Origin of the sequence: Synechococcus sp. WH 7805, assembly GCF_000153285.1 — a bacterium.
In the GTDB taxonomy this organism is placed as follows: Bacteria; Cyanobacteriota; Cyanobacteriia; order PCC-6307; family Cyanobiaceae; genus Synechococcus_C.
The window spans coordinates 414,702-434,671 of sequence record NZ_CH724168.1 but is presented as its reverse complement, the minus strand read 5'-3'; the positions used below and the strand labels follow the sequence as shown (position 1 = coordinate 434,671).

The window sequence follows — 19,970 nt, the reverse complement described above, 5'->3', positions numbered from 1 at the left end:
GCGCCTGCCAGGAGGCAATCCTAGCAAAGGGACCTACGCCCCCCGTCGCAGGAGGCTCGACATCAGCAAAGTCGCTCGGGACTGAAATTGACCTAGTTCGGCTGGTTCTAATCCATTAACGGCCAGACGTGCCAGATCGTAGAGGTGTTGAGCCAGGTCCACAGCGAGTTGGTGACTGGGCGATGTGGCTCCATCGGCGATCACTACCGAACCCGATTCAAGATTGAGCAGAGCTTCGACTAATGGGTGCTGTCGGTTCACCAGTAAAACGTGGTAATCAGGAAGACCGGGCAGTCTTTGTTCCATTAGGGCTCCGATGTCGTTCATTCGTCGCATTTGTTCTGGAAGCAGTATCAAGGCAGCGGGCGCATCTGCTCCTCCCTTTAGCGACTGCACTTGAACGGTGACCTTGTCGTTGTTCAACGCTTTCTTGATCAATGTTCTGAGTGATTCACTTTTGGTTTCTCCTTCCTGGTCGCTTATCTCAGGTTGATCATCCTGGAGACTCGAATCAAGCTCGGAATCAACACGTTGAAAAGTCAGTTCGTTTTCTTTTGATTCCAGCCATGGAATGAATTGACTGTCCAAAACAGTTTCGGCGAATAGGACTTCAGAACCTTGACTTTTCCAGAGAGAGAGTGCTCCAGCTTGAGCAATTTCATCTGTACAGTAGAGAATGCGATTTTGACTTTCACTTGTCTGCCGTGTTCTGTAGGACGATATTGTTGTATATGTACGACCATTACCCTCTAATAGATCTTCATTCTCCTCTTTTTTTGCTGTTGTCTGAAAAAGTATCAAATCAGAAACTTGCTCCGAGAATTTGTCGTCTTCCATCGCCCCGATCTTCACGAAGGGAGCTAGCGCATCCCAAGCCTCTGCATACTGATTAGGATTATCCTTTTTGAGATCGCGAAGTTTATCGGCTACCTTTTTTGAAACAAATTGCCCGATCGAGCGCACTCTTCGATCCGTTTGAAGGGCACTCCGGCTTACGTTCAATGGAATGTCAGGTGAGTCGAGGACACCCCGGAGAGGTATAAGATAGCGAGGTACAACTTCTTTAATTGAGTCGCTTACAAAAACCTGGTTGCAATAGAGCTTGATTTCTCCTTTCTCCCAGTCAGCTCTACCGGTTTGTTTCGGAAAAAATAAAATTCCCTGCAGGCTGTAGGGGTAATCGGTGTTGAGATGAACCCATAGCAAAGGATCACCCTGAAAAGGATAAAGATAATGATAAAGGTCAATATAATCCTGATCTTGTAACTCTCTGGCACTGCTCCGCCAAGGTGCATTCATTTTATTGATTGTTTCACCCTCTAATTGAACAGGGACTGCCATGAAATCGCAGTATGTATTGATAAGTGTTTTAATCCGTGACGGCTCTAGGTACTCGAGTTCGTCCTCAAGAAGATGCAGAATAATGTCTGTTCCTGGTTGATCGCGATTCCCTTCTGTCAGTGAGTAACTCGGTGATCCATCGCAGTTCCAATGCACTGGAAGGCTCTCAGGGCGAGCAGATCGTGTTGAGATTTCAACCCTTTCAGCAACCATGAAGCTTGAGTAAAAGCCCAAACCAAAGTGGCCGATGATTGCTTCGCTGTCTTGTTTGTATTTTTCAAGGAAATCTTCTGCGCTTGAAAAAGCAACCTGATTGATATAACGTTTAACTTCGTCGGCAGTCATACCGATGCCGTTATCACTGATTGTGAGGGTCTTATTTGAGCGGTCAATTCTGATCTGAATAACTCCTTCGTCTCCCTCTGAGCAGTCTCCTGCTATCGAAGCCATGCGTCTTTTGCTGATGGCGTCAACACCATTGCTGACGAGCTCTCTCAAAAAGACCTCGTGGCCTGAATAAACTGCTTTCTTGATAATTGGGAAAATATTTTCAGTATGAATTTGAATTTGTCCGTTTTCTTCTGCCACTGCCATGTTGTCGTCAAAATTCTATTTTATCCATTAGTGAACAACTGCCCAAGGACCTTGCGGTTGGGTTTTCCGTACCGAGACGTATTGATTCGTTGCGACACCGAACACGTGAACTATTTGATTTTTTGAAGTTCTTGTCTCTCTTCCGCCAGAATTGCTCCATCAACGGGGCAAACTTGAAGGCAGATTCCACAGTCAATACAAGTTTCAAAGTCAATCCAATAGAAATCAGTCCCTTTCTTATTCTTGCCTTTGCCTGGTTGGATGCATGCGACAGGACATGCATCAACGCAATCCGCTACTCCTTCGCAGATGTCTGTGACGATGGTGTGTGCCATAGATTTTTTTAGACCATCAAAATCTTAGTCGCCGATCCATTCCAATGAGTTGCATCCTGCCCTTTCAACGCGCGCTTCTGCTTCAACTCTGGTCAAGCATGGGTGATGGTCGACTTGGCAGCTCAGGCCTTTGCGATGCCATTCGGCTTGTACTTGCAGAGCTTTCTCCATTGATTGATTCTGTGCATAACACAAAAGAATTCTCTCCGGCTTTCCTGCCTGAATTGAGAATGCTCCAGGGAGATCTCTGAGATCATCCACACAAAAACTGAATCCAAGGCCCGTGGCATCTTTCCCTTGTGCTCCAAGCCGCTGAACAACAGTGTCGTACCTTCCTCCACGGGCAACGACAACGGGTGATGAAACGCCCCGACAGACAAGCTGGAATACGACGCCGTCATACAACTCATAGGTCGGTTGAAATGTTGGATCGAGTTGAAGGCCTACACCAGTTTCTTCAGCAAGAGGGCTGAGATGGGCCACCAACCTGGACAGTTGTTTGAGTACTGGCGCTTCCGGGAAGACGTCCTGAAGTTGCTTGATGACTCCCACAGGTGATCCCCGCCGATCTAGCCACTGCAGCAGGTGAGCATGCTGGGGTTGTCCCTTGAGCAGTTCCTGGAGTTCAAGACGATCCAGTCGCGTCAGACAGCCACGGAAGGCTTGTTGAAGGTGTGGTTCAACATCCCGAAGCAGCAATTGCATCAATCCGGTATGTCCGATCAGAAGTCTCGGCGGATCATTCAGTGGAAGTCTCAGGGCTTTTAACGATGCCATCAGAAGTGTCAGAAGCTCCAGCTCTGCTTCATCACCACTGGCTCCGAAGAGCTCAACGCCGCAATGCAGGTTCTCTTCGATGCAGAGGCCGCCTTCGTCAGCCTGACGACCTTCAAACACAGTGCCGTGACTCCAGAGTCGCAAGGGGCGTTGACGATCCTGGAATCGCGTACACGCTGCTCTGGCAATGGATGCCGTCATTTCCGGCCTTAAGCCCAGGGGCTCATCAGCGACTAGACGGACAATGTCCCGACTGTCGATGGCCCCTCCAGCCTTGAGCGTATCCATGCGCTCAACCCTCGGTGGGGAGACTTCCTCGTACCCCCAGAGTCTGAATACCTCTGCCAGAGTTTCACGCAATTCATGATTGCGTTGAACCTGCTGAGGGTTCAGATCCCTGACACCAGAGGCAGGCTGAAGGGCCATCACACTTGATCATTGACCTGATCAGGATCCCACGTCCAGGTTCCCCCCATAGAGACAGGGAGGAATCGGAGACACCCTTGCGAGTTCGCGTTTCAGAGGCTGATGGAGCTGAGTGCCAGTTGCCAGAATCCTTCCAGATCCAAGCTCGAAGCCCTCTCCGCGGTAATCGTCAACCCATCCACCCGCCAATTGAACGAGTGCTGCACCAGCGGCCAGATCCCAAGGTGCCAAGCCCCGTTCCCAGTACCCATCAAGCCGACCTGCAGCCACAAACGCAAGGTCCACTGCAGCGGCACCGCCGCGGCGCACTCCCCGTGTGCGGTGAGTCATCCACGCAAATTCGGCATAGTTGTTGTCGAGTACCTCACGGCGGTCATAGGCAAATCCCGTGACGAGAAGACTCTCCTCGAGAGAGGAGCACTCCGACACAGATATTTTCTGACCGTTTAGGAATGAACCATCACCAGGGCAGCACCAGTACAGCTCTTTGAGAAAAGGCACTGAGATGGCACCCAGAACTGGTTGGTCGCGCCAGACAAGTCCGACTGACGTTGCGAACAATGGGTAGCTGTGAGCAAAGTTCGTTGTTCCATCGAGTGGATCCACGCACCAGCAGAGATCGGCCACAGTGTCACTGGCGCCAGACTCCTCAGCGAGGACGGCAATGTCTGGTGATAGGCGGGACAAGACGCTCAGAACCTCAGCTTCAGCTGCATGATCAGCCGTAGTCACCAGGTCACCTGATCGGCCTTTCTCGCGAATCGACGTCAGCTTCCCGAAGTGCTCCATCAACTTTCGGCCTCCCTGTTCGGCGGCTTGAATCGCCACTGCCGACAGAGCTCTCATTCGCTCATGGGACAACCCAGCATCGGCAGCAACGGCACAACAATCAAAACGTTCAGGCATCACTCCTCATCCAACGGAAGGCCACGGGTGACGACGCCGCTGCCGAAGTGTCGTCCGAACTGAAGTTCATACACCTCATCCTCATCTTGGGTTTCAGCCTCCAATGGACCTACGGCACGCGCCACACAGAGGAGTCCATAACCCTTGGCGCGCAGTTCTCGAGACAAGCCCATGGCTTCTCGCTGATCGAGTTCACCGCTCAACACCCTGACCGCGCACGATGTGCAACACCCGTTGCGACAGGAAAACGGCAGCGGATCTCCCTGTCGTTCAAAGCTTTGCAGGATGTACTCGCCGTCCAACACGTCATGGCTGATGACACGACCCTGCTGGCGCCAGTGAATGGTGATGCGATGACTTGGCTTCAATACGACTCCTCTAGGACTGCCCTGCTACATTCTCCATTGCCCCATCAGCCGCTGGAGAGGTGGCCGAGTGGTCGAAGGCGCAGCACTGGAAATGCTGTATAGGGGCAACTCTATCGAGGGTTCGAATCCCTCCCTCTCCGCTTCTACACCGGCCAAACGGCCGGTTTTTTTTGCCATTGGTGGGAACTGATGCAGTCCCCACCAGATGATCCGACAAGTCAGATCAACCGAACCGACCAGAGACGTAGTCCTGGGTGGCCTGTTGAGACGGTGCGTTGAAGATTTTTTCAGTCTCGTTGAATTCAACGAGATAGCCAACCTTTCCGGATCCCCCCTCAACGGCTTCAGCGTTATAAAAGGCGGTCATGTCACTCACCCGAACAGCCTGTTGCATGTTGTGGGTCACAATCACAATCGTGAAGCTCTTTTTGAGTTCATGCATTGTTTCTTCGATCTTCAAAGTGGAGATCGGATCGAGGGCCGAGCAGGGTTCATCCATCAAGATGACTTCGGGTTGGATCGCAATCGTGCGGGCGATGCAGAGACGCTGCTGTTGACCACCGGACAGTGAGTAGCCGCTTTCGTTGAGCTTGTCTTTGCATTCATCCCAAACGGCGGCTTGGCGAAGGGAGCGTTCCACAAGCTCATCCATATCGCCTGTGAAACCATTGATTCGTGCTCCGAAGGCGATGTTTTCATAAATCGTCTTCGGGAAAGGGTTCGGTTGCTGAAACACCATGCCGATCCTGCGCCTGACTTCAACAGGATCAACCGTTGGGTCGTAAAGATCTGCGCCGTCAAACAGCACACGTCCCCGCAACGAACAACCTTCAATGAGGTCATTCATGCGGTTGAGAGCACGCAGAACGGTTGATTTTCCGCAACCTGATGGCCCAATGAAGGCTGTGACTTTTCCGCGTGGGATATCGCAATAGACGTTCTTGACGGCCTCGTAACTGCCGTAACTGATGGTGGCGTTTTGAATCGAGATGCAGGTGTTCTCGGAAATTGACTGAGGGGATGAGGTGGAGACAGTCATTGGTAATGAGGAAGTACAGGTAAATGAAGGATGAATCAATTACTTATTCGCGAACTGACCCAGCCAGCGCGCGAATAAATTCATGACAAGAATAAAGAGAACCAGGACAAATGAGGCCGCCCATGCAAGCTCGTTCTGCGCCTCGTAGGGCATGATTGCGAAGTTGTAGATCAGAACGGACAACGTGGCGATGGGATTGAAGATTCCATCGATGCCTTCTGACCAGAAGGGCGAAAAGAGAGCAGTGAAAATCAGTGGAGCCGTTTCGCCAGCCGCTCTGGCAATGGACAGGACCACTCCAGTGGCAATCGGTGTAAATGCTGTGGGGAGCGTAATTCTCACCACCGTTACGAATTTGGAGGCTCCGATGCCCAGAGCACCTCGACGAAGATCATCTGACACAAGCTTCAGACCTTCGTCTGTGGTTTTTATCACCGTTGGAAGCATCAGAATTGAAAGTGCCATACCGCCGGCAGCAGCGCTGTAAGCGTTGCCAAACAACAATCGACTGGTAACGATTGTTCCGTAAATAAAGACACCTGCAATGATTGAGGGAACACCTGAAAGAACGTTGGTTCCAAAGCGGATGAATTGAGCAAATCTTCCACACGCGAGTATTCGGCAAGGAAAATGCCTCCGCCAACTCCTACTGGTATGGCAATGAGAGCCGCAATAATGGTGACGACAAAACTGCCGATGATGGCGTTCCCGATTCCACCTCCTTCAAGTCCGGGAGGGGGAGGTAGCTCTGTAAACAGGGTGAAGCTGATTTTCTGCCCACCTTTGATCAATACATAAATCAAAACTGCGATCAGTGGCAGCACCGCGATTCCTGAAAACAATCCAGCAATCAGCGTGAGCAAGCGACTGATCAGATTCCGTTTTAGACCGTGCTTGTAGGCAAGATCAGGGACGCCGTTCGCTAAGCGAGTTGTAGAAGAAAAAGTCATGATCAGTACTTAAGGCTTAAGCGCTTAACCAGCCACTGGGCGCAAACATTCACTGCCAGGCTGAGGATCATCAAAATAAATGCTGCATACATCAGTGACGAAACCTGACTGCCATCGGCTTCTCCAAATTGATTCGCGAGCATTGCGGCGATGGTGTTTCCAGGAGCAAGTAGTGAGGGGCTGAAGTTGTTTGAATTTCCGATGATCATCGTAACGGCCATCGTTTCACCCATGGCCCTTCCCAAAGCGAGCATCACACCACCAACAATTCCAGAAATTGCAGCTGGTAATGACACATTGAGAACCGCTCCCCAGCGTGTGGTGCCGACGCCATAGGCAGCTTGGCGAAGTTTGTCGGGAACCTGATTCAATGAGTCCCTTGAAATAGACGTGATGATCGGAAGGATCATCACCACGAGAATCAAGATTGCTGGCGCTGTGCCTGGTCCAATGGGTGGAGATGAGAAAATTGGCAACCAGTTCAAAGTTGTGTAGAGAAACTCGAGGAAGGGCCTGATGAAAGGCTCCATCACAAAAATGGCCCAAAGACCGAGTACTACTGAGGGGATGGCAGCCAGCAGCTCCACCATCACGCCGATCACGTTGCGGATCCGCCGAGGGATGATGTTTTCAGTAATGAAAACAGCCGTTCCCACGCCGAGGGGGACGGCAATGAGCAACGACAGCAATGACGTAACGATCGTTCCGTAGATGGCTGTGAATGCTCCGTACTCGTCATCGACGGGATTCCAGTTGGACGTGACCAAAAATTTCCAGCCGTAACGACCCATCGACTCGAGCGACTCCCAGAAGACGACGATGAGGATGGAGAACAAGACCACAGCCACCATCGACGCCAGGGTCACTGCGAGATACCTGAAACTGACATCCACCAACTTTTCAGATGGTGGACGGCGTCTCAGGAGATACAACTCCTTGGACTCGGACATCCCGCTCAGGCAAAGACGACTGAAACGTAACGGTGAAACCGTATCGAATTCACTAAGGGCGCTTTAACGCCAGCTGCATCTGTCCTTGTCTTGGACTGGGAGACAATGGTTTCGGCCGTTAACTTGGGAGTCCCCACAGGCGTCTATGGGACGGATCGTCGGAATCGACCTGGGTACGACCAACTCCGTTGTGGCTGTCCTAGAGGCAGGTCGCCCCGTGGTGATCGCTAACGCCGAAGGTACGAGAACCACTCCCTCCGTTGTTGGTTACACCAAGGACAGCGAACTGTTGGTTGGCCAGCCTGCCCGTCGGCAGCTGGTGCTGAATCCACGCAACACCTTTTCCAACCTCAAACGCTTTGTTGGCCGAAGCTGGGACGAACTCGACGACGGCTCCCTCACGGTCCCTTACACCGTGAGGGCCAACAGCCAGGGCAATGTGCGTGTGGCTTGCCCACAAACCGAACGGGAATACGCCGCTGAGGAGCTTGTTGCCAGCATTCTGCGCAAGCTTGTGGACGATGCCTCCACCTACTTGGGTGAAGAGGTGGAATCAGCCGTGATCACTGTTCCTGCCTATTTCAATGATGCGCAACGTCAGGCCACACGCGACGCCGGGCGTTTGGCCGGGTTAACGGTTGAACGGATCCTGAACGAACCGACTGCAGCCGCTCTGGCCTACGGATTCGACCGTAGTGCTGTGCGCCGTGCCCTGGTGTTCGATCTTGGTGGAGGCACCTTCGATGTGTCCTTGCTGAGGATCGCCAACGGTGTCTTTGACGTGAAAGCCACCAATGGTGATACCCAGCTTGGTGGTAACGACTTTGATCAACGCATTGTCGATTGGCTGGCGCAGTCGTTTCTCCAACAACACAACCTCGATCTCCGGCGTGATCGCCAAGCCCTGCAGCGACTGACGGAAGCCGCTGAAAAGGCCAAACAAGAGCTATCAGGTGTCAGCACGACGCCCGTGTCCCTCCCTTTCATCGCCACGGGACCTGACGGTCCGCTGCATATCGAAACCATTCTCGATCGGGAAACGTTCGAGGGGTTGTGTCCTGACCTCCTCGATCGCCTGATGTTGCCTGTGCAGGCGGCCCTCAGAGATTCTGGCTGGAGCGCGGAAGAGATCGACGATGTGGTCCTGGTTGGAGGAAGCACGCGCATGCCGATGGTGCAGCAACTGGTGAGAACGCTTGTCCCAAACGATCCATGCCAATCGGTTAATCCTGATGAGGTTGTGGCCATTGGGGCTGCGGTTCAGGCCGGAATCATTACGGGAGACCTCAGAGATCTTCTGCTCAATGACGTGACCCCTCTATCCCTCGGCCTGGAAACCATCGGCGGGCTGATGAAAGTCCTGATTCCGAGGAATACGCCGATTCCCGTGCGCCAGTCCGATGTGTTCAGCACCTCCGAATCCAATCAGTCATCCGTTGAGATTCACGTGTGGCAGGGGGAACGCCAGATGGCGGCAGACAACAAATCCCTCGGGCGTTTCCGACTCTCCGGTATCCCTCCAGCCCCCAGGGGTGTTCCTCAGATCCAGGTGGCTTTTGACATTGATGCCAACGGCATTCTTCAGGTGAACGCAACTGATCGAACGACCGGACGAAAACAATCGGTGACCATCCAGGGTGGTTCAACCCTCAGTGAAGATGAAATCCAAGCTCTACTAGCCGAGGCCGAGGCCCGAGCCGATGAAGACCGCCGCCGCCGCGCCACCATCGAGCGCCGTAATTCGGCATTGACCCTGGTGGCTCAGGCGGAACGGCGGCTGAGGGATGCGGCACTCGAATTTGGCCCCTACGGAGCAGAACGCCAGCAAAGAGCAGTTGAAATGGCCATGCGTGACGTGCAGGATTTACTCGAGCAAGAGGATCTCCAGGAACTGGAACTGGCAGTGAGCGGATTACAGGAAGCGCTGTTCGGGCTGAATCGTCGGCTCACGGCAGAGCGCCGCACGGAATCGGGCCCATTCCAGGGGTTGAAAAGCACGCTTGGAACCCTGAAAGACGAGTTGTTCGCTGACGATGACTGGGATGATGATCCCTGGTCAACGCCCCAGGACCGCTACGGCTACGACTCTCGTCCGCGGAGTGGACGAAGAGGCCTTGACCCCTGGGACGATGACAACTTCCGCTGACACCGATTACTGGTCTCTTTTAGGTCTGACTCCGGATGCGGATCAGGAGGCGTTGAAGCGTGCTTTCCGACGAGAAGCACGCCGCTGGCATCCCGACCTCAACGGCAATGACCTTCAGGCAGAAGAGCGTTTCAAGCTCGTCAATGAGGCCTACGCGGTCCTCAGCAATCCTGAACGGAAAACGGAATGGATCCGTTTGCGTCAGGGACAGGGCGAGGGTGCCGATCCCTTCAGCACAGGATTCCCCGATTTCGAGGATTATCTCGATGTGGTGTTTGGTTCGGGGCGCCATCGAAGTTCAAGCCCTGGAATCGACGATCCCGTGGATCCAGACCCTCGATTCGAACATGACAACCACCACTGGCCTGAACCCTCCCCACAACCGTCACCACCGATTCGATCCCACGATGATCTCGAGACTGTGGTTGAACTCTCTCCTGACCAAGCCCTTCATGGAACCCTGGTGGAGCTTGAACTAGGTGACGGAACCCTTGTGGAAGTGAAGACGCCACCCCAGGCAGGTGATGGATGGCGTTTGCGACTAGAAGGCGTAGCGCCCGGCGGCAGGGATCACTTTCTGCAATTGCGTGTGATCACCGAGGAGGGGTTACGGATTGATGGACTCCGGGTGCACTACCGACTGGAACTTCTCCCTCCTGATGCTGCGCTTGGTTGCGCCGTCAACGTGCCCACCCTGATGGGTTCTGTGACACTTCAGGTTCCCCCTGCATCGTCCAGTGGACGCTTGCTGAGGCTGCGAGGGAGAGGTCTTGAACTCGGAACCCAGAGGGGCGATCAACTTGTTGAGATCGTGATCGTGATCCCCTCATCACTGGAGGACGATGAGCGCGCTCTTTACCAGCGGTTGCAGGAGATCAGTCTCGAACGCTCTGGAGTGACCTGAGCAGGGAGCGATGAGAGACTCGCATGGGCGATACATCTGCATGTTGGTTCACGTTCTCCTGTTCGACGCAGGTCAGGACAGCGAAGGCATTCACTCCCTGGAGCTTTCAGGTCACACCGTGGTGCTCATGTTCGAAAACAGCGACGATGCTGAGCGTTACGCGGGACTTCTCGAAGCGCAAGATTTCCCCACTCCCAGTGTTGAAGCCCTTGATCGAGAGGAGGTTGAGTTGTTCTGCCGTGAAGCTGGTTATGAGGCTCGCCTGGTCTCAGCGGGTTTTGTTCCCCAATCCGAGGAGGATCGCTTGATGCTCGCGCCTCCCTCCGCCAATCGGGATGTGAGCAACTGGCAGGACGATGATCCAAGCAGCACCCAGACTCAGGCAGATCCAGACAGTTCTGATCTCGATGCGGTGCGTCGGCGTCTTGAGGGACTGCTGTGATCGAGCCGTCTGCTGATCGAGGCCATCTGCTGACCGAGCAGACCAATCCGTCCAGTGAAAGCCTGGATCTGCTCCCCACCGATGCGCTCATCAGTCTCTTCGTTGAGGAAGACCGACGCCCCCAGATGGCCGTGCAAGGTGCCATCAGCGCTTTGACTGAGGCTGTGGATGCCATCGCGGAGCGCCTGAAAGTTGGCGGCCGCTTGTTTTATCTGGGTGCCGGTACATCCGGACGACTCGGTGTGTTGGATGCAGCCGAATGCCCGCCGACGTTCTGCAGCCCGCCTGATCTGGTTCAAGGTGTTCTGGCGGGGGGGCCTGCGGCACTGTTGCGCAGCTCCGAAGGGCTGGAAGATCTTGAATCGGCAGGAGCGTCTGATCTGAAGAGTCGGGACTTCACGGGGAATGACTGCCTGGTTGGCATTGCCGCAGGCGGGACGACGCCCTATGTGAAAGGTGGATTGCACTATGCCCGCGAGCTTGGCGCGCTCTCTATCGCCATGGCCTGTGTTCCATCTGATCAGGTTCCTATGCCATGCGATATCGACATTCGTCTTTTGACAGGGCCTGAACTTCTGACGGGCTCCACCCGATTGAAAGCAGGGACAGCCACCAAGATGGCGCTGAACATCCTGTCCACTGGCGTGATGGTCAGGCTGGGAAAGGTGTACGGCAATCGGATGGTGGACGTCGCAGCGAGCAACAGCAAGCTTGTGGACCGCTCCATGCGCATTCTTCGTGATCTTCTTGGGCTGGACCGCGATGCGTCCCAGGCACTGCTCGGTTCAGCTGGAGGTTCCGTGAAGCGAGCCCTTGTGATGGGCAGCTGCAATCTGGATACTGCCGCAGCTGATGCCCTGCTCAACGACCATGGATCTGACCTCCGGCAAGCACTGCTGAGCCGAGGAGTCAGCCTTCCTCAGGAGGCTGTCACGCTTCCCCAATAAGGAGAGGTGAAGAGATCAAGCCGGTGTCGTGTGGCATCAGGGACAACGTCAGGAGGCGTCATCAAGGCATCGGCCAGGGCGGAGTGCGCTTTAGACGCAGGAGGCTCTTGGCGGATGCTCTCCATCAAACGGCCAAGAATGGGGCCGGTGGCCAGGGCGTTGGCTTTGAGGTTGCCCACCACCATCTCCACTGTGACGGCGTCGTGATTGTTGTGCCAGCAATCAAAATCAGTCACCATGCTCAAGGAGGCGTAGGCGATCTCAGCTTCCCTTGCCAAGCGAGCTTCCGTGTGATTAGTCATGCCGATGACGTCGCATCCCCAACGGCGGTAAAGCTCACTTTCCGCTCGCGTGGAAAACGCAGGCCCTTCCATGCAGAGATAGGTTCCGCCCCTGTGGAGATGGTGTCCGGCGGGCATCGCCATTGATGCTGCTGAGGCCAAAAGGTCACTGAGTTTGGAACAGAAGGGTTCAGCCAGACTCACGTGGGCAACGCAACCATCGCCGAAAAACGATTGTGGACGCTGCATCGTGCGATCAATGAATTGATCGGGAACCACCATGTCGCGGGGACGGAGATGCTCCCGAAGTGATCCAACCGCTGACACTGACACCAGCCAGCGCACACCGAGGGAGCGCATGGCCCACACATTGGCCCGGTATGGCACCTCACTCGGAAGAAGATGGTGATGACGTCCATGGCGGGCCAGAAAGACGATGTCCACACCATTGAGGCGACCAACCCTGAAGCCGTCGGAAGGTGTACCGAACGGGGTCTCCAGTTCAACCTCCTGCACGTCCTCCAACCCATCAATGGCATAAAGACCACTTCCACCGATCACCCCAACCCGGGCCGAATCCAGCGACGGCGGAGTGTAAATGTTGGTCATAGCAAGGGTGCGGCGCTGGAATTATGCACTTGCCTAGCATGGTGTTTTGGTGTTGATGCTTTGACCACGGTTCTGATGACCACGGACGCCGGCCAGATCAAGCTGGAGATGTTCGACAACGATGCCCCGAACACCGTGGCCAACTTTGTCAAACTTGCGCGTGAAGGCTTTTATGACGGCCTCTCATTCCATCGAGTGATCGATGGTTTCATGGCCCAAGGTGGATGCCCCAACAGCCGTGAGGGTGCCCGTGGCATGGCTGGAACCGGTGGGCCGGGGTACACGATCGATTGTGAGATCAACAGCAAGAAACATGTTCCCGGGGCGCTGTCGATGGCCCACGCTGGACGCAACACGGGCGGAAGCCAATTTTTCATCGTGCATGATTCCCAGCCCCATCTCGATGGAGTTCACACCGTTTTCGGTCAAACTGGAGATATGGACGTGGTGCTGGCTATCAAAAATGGCACCAAAATCCAAACGGTGACGGTTCAGGACCAGTGAATCAACGCCGGCTGGTTCTCTCTCTGGAACCAGTCGGCCTTCTCCATGGTTGATCGAAGCGACTCCAATGAGCGCTCTTCCCTGTTGAGCCACTGCGGAGGATGACTGATCTGAATCGTTTTCACCGCATGAAGCACTCCGATGCGGGAAGTCTCCTGCCAGGACGCCATCGTGACCAGCAGCTTCTGCACCACTGAAAGCGTGGGATCAGAATTCTGAATGGACCAAACGAATCTCGGCCGCTCCCAGAGTGCGAGCAACCGTGGATTGTGTTCGGCCTGCAGCTGCAGCTTGTGCTCCAACGCAAGCTGTTCCATTCGCTGAACCAGCTTGGAGAGGACGGTTTCACCGGTGGCATCAGTGTCGAGGCCAATCACCCAGTGGGAACGCTCGGGGCGCTCTTCGAACAGATGGCCTAGTTTCTCGCGCTTCGTCGCGAGATATTGGGCGTTGTAATCCCCTGGATCAATTTCTAGAGGGACTCGATCCACCACTTCAAGGCCATAGCCTCCCAGGCCAGCAATTTTGCGGGGGTTGTTGGTGAGAAGGCGAAGACGATGAATTCCTAGGTCACTGAGGATCTGTGCGCCAACCCCGTAATTGCGCAGATCTGGCGCAAAACCAAGCTTTTCATTGGCTTCAACCGTATCCAGGCCTCCATCCTGAAGGCTGTAGGCCTTGAGTTTGTTAATCAAACCGATGCCCCGGCCCTCCTGTCGCAGATACACCAGCACACCCTCACCCTCCTGCTCAATCCGACGCAATGCGGCCTCAAGCTGTCCACGGCAATCACAACGCAGTGAACCAAAGGCATCACCCGTCAGACATTCTGAATGCATCCGCACCAGCACAGGTTCCTTCATCGATCCGATCGTGCCTTTGACCAACGCAACATGTTCACTGCCATCAAGGGCATTGCGAAAACCGATGGCCTGAAAACTGCCGAACTGACTGGGGAGGGATGCCTGGGCCTGACGAACGACAAATCGTTCATTCTCCAATCTGTACCGAATCAAATCGGCAATGCTGATCAGACGTAGCCCCCACTGGCGCGCGTAATCCTGTAGTTCAGGCAGACGAGCCATGGATCCGTCAGCATTTTGAATCTCACAGATCACGCCTGATGAATTCAGTCCAGCCAATTGGGCGAGGTCAACCGCAGCTTCGGTATGTCCCGCCCGTTTCAGCACACCACCGGGTCGGGCTCTGAGAGGAAAGATGTGTCCGGGTCGCCGTAGATCAGAAGGTCTTGATTCGGATTGAATGGCCACCTGAATGGTCCGAGACCGGTCTTCAGCGGAAATACCCGTGGAGACTCCGTGCTCTGGTCCCGCGTCAATGCTGACCGTAAAGGCCGTCTGGTTCGCATCGGTGTTGCGGTCCACCATCAAAGGAAGATCCAGGGAATCGAGGCGATCACCTTGCATCGCCAGACAGATCAACCCCCTGGCTTCGGTCGCCATGAAATTGATCTGTTCGGGTGTGGCGAACTGGGCTGCGCAGATCAGGTCTCCTTCGTTCTCCCGACGCTCATCGTCGACGACAACAACGCATTCACCGTTGCGAATGGCTTTGAGCGCATCAGGAATGGTGTCAAACAGGGTTTGAGATTGCGTTGATTGATCGACAGATTCGGGCAGAGCTCTCGATGTCCTGAGTTCAAACTCCATTATCGACGCCGGTACGATCAGTTGATGTGTTGGCGCAGGGATGGTGAATCAACGGGTTGCCGTGGTGGGTGCCTCGGGATATGGAGGGCTCCAGACCTTGCGCCTTCTCAAAGAGCACCCCTCATTTCAGGTGAGCTTTCTGGCTGGCGAGCGCTCTGCTGGCCGTCCCTGGAAGGAGATCTGCCCATTTCTCCCACTGGATGGTGATCCGATCGTTGAAGCTGCGGACCCGGATCGCATCGCTTCAACGTCAGATTTCGCTGTGCTGAGCTTGCCCAACGGACTGGCCAGCAAGTTGGTTCCACCTTTGCTGGAGCGAGGTGTGAGGGTGGTCGATCTGTCCGCGGACTATCGCTACAAATCGCTTGACCACTGGTCCTCCGTGTATGTGCAGGAGGCCAGGAGCGCAGCAAGAACAGACCATGATCTCTGCGAGGAGGCCATCTACGGTCTGCCCGAATGGCATCACCAGGACATTGCCAATGCTCGGTTGGTTGCTGCGCCGGGCTGTTTCCCGACAGCAAGTCTCTTGCCACTACTCCCTTTCCTCAAGCAGGGATTGATCGAGAGTGATGGCTTAATTATCGATGCAAAAACAGGGACGTCAGGTGGAGGGCGAGCCGCGAAGGAACACCTTCTTCTTGCCGAGGCGTCTGAATCGATTGCCCCTTATGGCGTGATCGGTCACCGCCACACCTCTGAAATCGAACAGTTGGCTAGCAACGTTGCAGGCTGCCCCATCCAACTTCAGTTCACGCCCCATCTTGTACCGATGGTGCGAGGGCTTCTTTCAACCGTCTACGCCAGGTTGAGAGATCCGGGACTAACAGCAGAGGACTGCACAACTGTGCTGGAGACCGTTTACCAGCAGCATCCCTGCGTGGAGGTTCTTCCCGTAGGAACCTATCCAGCGACCAAATGGGCCAAACACACCAACCGAGCCATGCTTTCGGTACAGGTGGATACAAGAACTGGTCGTCTCGTGCTGATGAGCGCTGTTGACAATCTTCTTAAGGGCCAGGCCGGCCAAGGCCTTCAGTGCCTAAACCTGATGGCCGGTCTGAAATCCACCGAAGGGCTTCCACTGACACCGTTCTATCCCTGAACCTCTGCATCTCCCTCGTCTCTCCATTGCAAGCCCGCTAACGCTGTGGCCCAGGGAAGGAGCCGATGCTCTTGCCTCTGAATGCGCCTGGAGAGAGCATTTTTATCATCGCTTGCGTAGACAGGGACTGCTGCCTGAGCAATCACTGTTCCTGAGTCCACATCGGCCTGAACGTGATGGACGCTGCATCCGCTGATCCTGACCCCTGCGGCGAGGGCTTGACCAACGGCATCCAATCCTTTGAACGAGGGAAGGAGAGAAGGGTGGAGATTGATCAGCCTGCCGGGATAGGCGTCAATCAACGTCGGCGTGACGATTCGCATCCAACCAGCCATCACCACGGCTTCGACATCGGCAGCCTGGAACGCAGACACCAGGGCGAGGTCCAGGGATTCACGGGTGCTGTGAAGTCGGTGATCAATGAGCTGGCAGGGAATCTGAAGACGAGCAGCCCGTTCCTTGGCTCCGCAGTTCGGGTTGTTCACAATCAGCAATCGCAACGATGCATCGAGGCGTCCCTGTGTCGTCGCCTTGTAAAGAGCTTCGAAATTGCTGCCAGAGCCGGATGCCATGACGCCGATTCGGAGCGGCGGCGTAAACCGTGGCCAGGATCCGAGTGCCGGAACAATGAATTCAGTGGGATCTTCTTCATGGACCTGGCTAGTGTCTAAAAAAGCGGGCATTCGGATTTCATGTCCCATCTCTCCATCCTGCCCACACTGATCAACGATCTCGATCTGCTGGCCTCAGCATTGCGTGCTGAAGGTTTCGACGTGGAGCTCGAAGGACAGATCTGTTCGTTCGGAACGCCCCACAACATGGCTCTTGCGGCCACGCATTCCATGGGATTGGCCCTTGGCTGGACCTGGAACCGAAATCACGACTCCCTCGATGTTGTGGTGGATCTCGGCAGCCCGTTGCCGGCCGTTTCTGCGGAGCGGATCCTGAGCCTGGTTCTGCGTCGCTATGCCTTGCAGCAGGCGCTACGTAATGCCGACCATCAGAACCTTGCCGTGGCCAGTGTTGATGAACAGATCAGGTTCCTAACGCCAGCATCCGTCAGGAGCTGATGGCAGGCGTCAACATCCAACTGGATCTCACCAATCCGGCCACTCAGACGTTCGATGTTGCGTTGCATTGGACGCCACAACTGTCCTTGCAGACCCTGTCGCTCCCTGTCTGGACGCCAGGCTCTTACACAGTTCGTGATCCTTCCCAACACCTCCACAGCCTCTCAGCAATCCAGGGGGATCGAGTTCTGCATTTGGAACAGCGTTCACCAGAACGCTGGGAATTCACGTGTCATCCAGGCGAGCCGTTGTGCATTCGCTACCGGCTTGAGGCCAGGCAGCTCACGGTGCGCACCAATCACTTAGACCCCGATTTCGCGTCTCTCAGTCTCCCCGCTGTGGTGATGTTGGTTGAAGGTGAACGTTGGAATGAACATCGCCTTCAGGTGTCAGTACCAGAGCATTGGTCTGTGGCGGTTCCGCTGCCGCAGGATTCGATCGGCTCGGTGTTTTTGGCCAAGGATTTTGATCAGCTTGTGGATGCTCCGGTTCATGCCGGCACCTTTCATCCCGAGAGGCTCAGCGTTCGCGGGCACGATCATCAACTGATCCTGATCGGATCCCCGCCATTCGGCTGGCCGTCTGGGTTCAAGCACGATCTCGAGGCTGTTTGCACGGCCGTCTGCGATCTCGTTGATTCAGAACCGCCGGCTGATCAGGAGTATCAGATCGTGATCCAGTCTTTGGAACAAGGTTATGGAGGCCTAGAACATGACAATTCCTCTGTGATGCAGTTTCCCTGGCCGACCCTTCAGGAGCCAGGCGGTTATCGCAAGCTTCTTCAACTTGTCGGCCATGAATATCTGCACCAGTGGAATGTGCGCAGACTCCGTCCCAGCGAGTTCATTCCTTATCGCTACGACAGGCCCATCATCAGTGATGGCCTCTGGTTCGCAGAAGGAGTCACGAGTTACTTCGATCTTGCCCTTCCACTGCTTGCTGGACTCTCCTCTCGCCTTGATCTTCTCAAGGACTTAGGCGCCGATCTCTCCCATGTGCTGCTGAATCCTGGTTACGCCATTCAATCGCTCGCCGACAGTTCCAGGGAAGCGTGGGTGAGGCTCTACAAGCAGACACCAGCGAATGCTCACAGTCAGATCAGTTACTACCGACTGGGAACAGCGTTGGCCTTTTGCCTTGATGTTCATCTGCGTCAATCGCAGCACTCACTTGCAAAGGTGTTGCGATGTCTCTGGAAGCGCTTCGGTGTCCATGGACGGGGTTACCGACGCACTGATCTAATCAACTGTTTGAGCGAGTATTCCAAGGATCTTGAGACACTGCTGCCGGTTTGGCTGGATGGTCACTCGGCACTGCCGATCGAGGCGAGCCTCCAGATGATTGGCTTATCACTCAATCCTGTGCGTGACCAAACACCCTCAGCTGGCTGGCTGATTCGTGAACGTCAGGGGCGTGTCTGGATTGATCGCACCGAAGTCGATGGTCCGGCTCAAAGGGGAGGGTTGGTGGCGGGAGATGAACTGATCGCACTGCGTGACTGGCGATGCAGCTCGGTTCAACGCTGTTCAGAGCTTTTGCATGGCAACTCAACCCTCAAGGTGACCTACAGCCGTAGGGGTCTCCTCAGAACCACGGAACTCTCACTCGACGATCCAGGGGTGGACCGACATGAACTGGCCTGGGATCCTGGTGCATCACTGGCTGCACGTTCTCTCCGCGATCAATGGTTCGCCTTTCTCTGAGAAAGAACCTGGCAGCCGTGTTGAAGCGGTTGCATCGTCCCGGTGTGGGGATCGTCCTGGTCAGTACGGCCACACTGCTTGTGGTCGTGGCTCTGGTTGGTGTCACAGCGGAAAAAGACAGAGGAGCGAGGCGCCCTTCTCTGCTTGACCTTCTCAATGAGGTTGGCAAGGACAAGGATTCCGGCCGAACCATCAAGGGTGAGCCACCCGTTCCTCCGAAGGCTCTGGCCTGGGCCTCTCCATTGGCCCGCCAGTGTTCCGGAATTGATCCAAACGTGAGAGAGCGTTTGCTGAAACGCAAGCTCTCTCTTGCTGAAGAGCGGAAGAACATCCCCGCCGATCCGAGCAACTTCGGAAGCCGCTATCGACGCAATCCATGGGGGCAACCACTCAACCCCGATCCGAGGGTGGTGGTGTTGCATGAAACTGTTTATTCACTTGGGTCCGCCATTAACACGTTCCTGACGCCCCATCCCCGTGATGAGGATCAGGTCAGCTATCACACCTTGATTGGTTTAGATGGCTCAATTGTGGATCTCGTTGATCCCCTTCAGCGGGCCTTCGGTGCTGGTTACTCGTCGTTCCTTGGCGAATGGGCTGTCACCAATGCAAAATTCCAAGGTTCAGTGAATAACTTCGCGCTTCATTTGAGTCTGGAAACACCCAACGATGGTCATGATAATGATAGACGTCACAGTGGTTATACCCAGGCGCAATATGACGCCATGGCTCTTGTTCTCGACGAATGGATGGAACGCTTTGGGTTTCAGCCCGCAGCCATCACCACGCATCAGCATGTGGACCTTGGCGGAGAGCGTGGGGACCCACGTAGTTTCTCCTGGAGTGACCTTCAAATTCGATTGGCAGCTCTTGGAAAGCTTTGCACTTAACAATCATCTATTA

General features: G+C 54.8%; 19 protein-coding genes, 1 tRNA gene and 1 pseudogene. 10 read left to right on the top strand and 11 right to left on the bottom strand.

Features of this window, described 5'->3' with window-relative positions; translation table 11 throughout:
• Positions 1–33: 33 nt before the first annotated feature.
• From htpG to WH7805_RS02490, 5 genes are all read right to left on the bottom strand, one after another.
• A complete protein-coding gene (htpG, locus tag WH7805_RS02505; RefSeq protein WP_006041372.1) occupies positions 34–1,935 on the bottom strand; it encodes a molecular chaperone HtpG in 1,902 nt (633 codons plus the stop codon).
• Positions 1,936–2,045: 110 nt separating this feature from the next.
• A complete protein-coding gene (locus tag WH7805_RS13705) occupies positions 2,046–2,270 on the bottom strand; it encodes a ferredoxin family protein (RefSeq protein WP_006041371.1) in 225 nt (74 codons plus the stop codon).
• A gap of 24 nt (positions 2,271–2,294) precedes the next feature.
• Positions 2,295–3,473, bottom strand: a complete 1,179-nt coding sequence (locus WH7805_RS02500; RefSeq protein WP_006041370.1) for an ATP phosphoribosyltransferase regulatory subunit — start codon at positions 3,471–3,473, stop codon at positions 2,295–2,297.
• A 21-nt stretch (positions 3,474–3,494) separates the two neighbouring features.
• The gene (locus WH7805_RS02495; RefSeq protein WP_006041369.1) at positions 3,495–4,379 is read right to left on the bottom strand and encodes an inositol monophosphatase family protein; all 885 of its coding nucleotides are present in this window, start codon (positions 4,377–4,379) and stop codon (positions 3,495–3,497) included.
• Positions 4,379–4,747: a 2Fe-2S iron-sulfur cluster-binding protein gene (locus tag WH7805_RS02490; RefSeq protein WP_006041368.1), complete on the bottom strand. Its 369-nt coding sequence runs from the start codon at positions 4,745–4,747 to the stop codon at positions 4,379–4,381. The genes WH7805_RS02495 and WH7805_RS02490 overlap by 1 nt, the downstream gene beginning before the upstream one ends.
• 53 nt (positions 4,748–4,800) lie before the next feature.
• On the opposite strand from WH7805_RS02490, the gene WH7805_RS02485 reads away from it, so the two are divergent.
• Positions 4,801–4,887 (top strand) — tRNA-Ser (locus tag WH7805_RS02485).
• Positions 4,888–4,970: 83 nt separating this feature from the next.
• Here WH7805_RS02485 and pstB read toward each other — a convergent pair.
• The 3 genes and pseudogenes from pstB to pstC form a co-directional block, all read right to left on the bottom strand.
• Positions 4,971–5,786, bottom strand: coding sequence for a phosphate ABC transporter ATP-binding protein PstB (pstB, locus tag WH7805_RS02480; RefSeq protein ID WP_006041367.1), 816 nt, complete (start codon positions 5,784–5,786; stop codon positions 4,971–4,973).
• A gap of 39 nt (positions 5,787–5,825) precedes the next feature.
• Positions 5,826–6,736 (bottom strand): annotated as a pseudogene (gene pstA, locus WH7805_RS02475) (phosphate ABC transporter permease PstA).
• A gap of 2 nt (positions 6,737–6,738) precedes the next feature.
• Positions 6,739–7,686, bottom strand: coding sequence for a phosphate ABC transporter permease subunit PstC (gene pstC / locus WH7805_RS02470; protein ID WP_006041364.1), 948 nt, complete (start codon positions 7,684–7,686; stop codon positions 6,739–6,741).
• Between the two features lie 145 nt (positions 7,687–7,831).
• Here pstC and dnaK point away from each other — a divergent pair, with 145 nt between their 5' ends.
• The 4 genes from dnaK to murQ are packed head-to-tail and all read left to right on the top strand — an operon-like array spanning position 7,832 to position 12,125.
• Positions 7,832–9,832, top strand: coding sequence for a molecular chaperone DnaK (gene dnaK, locus WH7805_RS02465; protein WP_006041363.1), 2,001 nt, complete (start codon positions 7,832–7,834; stop codon positions 9,830–9,832).
• Positions 9,816–10,736, top strand: a complete 921-nt coding sequence (locus WH7805_RS02460) for a DnaJ C-terminal domain-containing protein (protein ID WP_006041362.1) — start codon at positions 9,816–9,818, stop codon at positions 10,734–10,736. The genes dnaK and WH7805_RS02460 overlap by 17 nt, the downstream gene beginning before the upstream one ends.
• 40 nt (positions 10,737–10,776) lie before the next feature.
• Positions 10,777–11,178 (top strand): DUF3110 domain-containing protein, encoded by a 402-nt coding sequence (locus WH7805_RS02455; protein ID WP_006041361.1) that lies wholly within the window; start codon positions 10,777–10,779, stop codon positions 11,176–11,178.
• Positions 11,175–12,125, top strand: coding sequence for an N-acetylmuramic acid 6-phosphate etherase (gene murQ, locus WH7805_RS02450; protein ID WP_006041360.1), 951 nt, complete (start codon positions 11,175–11,177; stop codon positions 12,123–12,125). The genes WH7805_RS02455 and murQ overlap by 4 nt, the downstream gene beginning before the upstream one ends.
• On the opposite strand, the gene mtnP is transcribed toward murQ, so the two are convergent.
• Positions 12,098–13,015 carry an S-methyl-5'-thioadenosine phosphorylase gene (gene mtnP / locus WH7805_RS02445; protein ID WP_006041359.1) on the bottom strand — a complete coding sequence of 306 codons (918 nt, stop codon included), beginning with the start codon at positions 13,013–13,015 and terminating at the stop codon, positions 12,098–12,100. The two genes, murQ and mtnP, sit on opposite strands and share 28 nt — an antisense overlap.
• A 75-nt stretch (positions 13,016–13,090) precedes the next feature.
• On the opposite strand from mtnP, the gene WH7805_RS02440 reads away from it, so the two are divergent.
• The gene (locus tag WH7805_RS02440; protein WP_198005723.1) at positions 13,091–13,519 is read left to right on the top strand and encodes a peptidylprolyl isomerase; all 429 of its coding nucleotides are present in this window, start codon (positions 13,091–13,093) and stop codon (positions 13,517–13,519) included.
• Here the strand turns inward: WH7805_RS02440 and ribBA are convergent.
• Complete coding sequence (ribBA, locus tag WH7805_RS02435; RefSeq protein ID WP_006041357.1) at positions 13,507–15,189, bottom strand: bifunctional 3,4-dihydroxy-2-butanone-4-phosphate synthase/GTP cyclohydrolase II; 1,683 nt, start codon at positions 15,187–15,189, stop codon at positions 13,507–13,509. The two genes, WH7805_RS02440 and ribBA, sit on opposite strands and share 13 nt — an antisense overlap.
• Before the next feature lie 40 nt (positions 15,190–15,229).
• Between ribBA and argC the strand changes: the two genes are divergently transcribed.
• Positions 15,230–16,294: an N-acetyl-gamma-glutamyl-phosphate reductase gene (gene argC, locus WH7805_RS02430; protein ID WP_006041356.1), complete on the top strand. Its 1,065-nt coding sequence runs from the start codon at positions 15,230–15,232 to the stop codon at positions 16,292–16,294.
• Here argC and purN read toward each other — a convergent pair.
• Positions 16,285–16,977, bottom strand: a complete 693-nt coding sequence (gene purN, locus WH7805_RS02425; protein WP_006041355.1) for a phosphoribosylglycinamide formyltransferase — start codon at positions 16,975–16,977, stop codon at positions 16,285–16,287. The genes argC and purN overlap by 10 nt on opposite strands.
• 9 nt (positions 16,978–16,986) lie before the next feature.
• Between purN and WH7805_RS02420 the strand changes: the two genes are divergently transcribed.
• The 3 genes from WH7805_RS02420 to WH7805_RS02410 are packed head-to-tail and all read left to right on the top strand — an operon-like array spanning position 16,987 to position 19,957.
• Positions 16,987–17,364, top strand: coding sequence for a DUF1257 domain-containing protein (locus tag WH7805_RS02420; RefSeq protein ID WP_006041354.1), 378 nt, complete (start codon positions 16,987–16,989; stop codon positions 17,362–17,364).
• Positions 17,364–19,067, top strand: a complete 1,704-nt coding sequence (locus WH7805_RS02415) for a M61 family metallopeptidase (protein WP_006041353.1) — start codon at positions 17,364–17,366, stop codon at positions 19,065–19,067. Before WH7805_RS02420 ends, WH7805_RS02415 begins: the two co-directional genes overlap by 1 nt.
• On the top strand, positions 19,049–19,957 hold the full coding sequence (locus WH7805_RS02410; RefSeq protein ID WP_006041352.1) for an N-acetylmuramoyl-L-alanine amidase: 909 nt from the start codon (positions 19,049–19,051) through the stop codon (positions 19,955–19,957). Before WH7805_RS02415 ends, WH7805_RS02410 begins: the two co-directional genes overlap by 19 nt.
• The last annotated feature ends 13 nt before the right edge of the window (positions 19,958–19,970 follow it).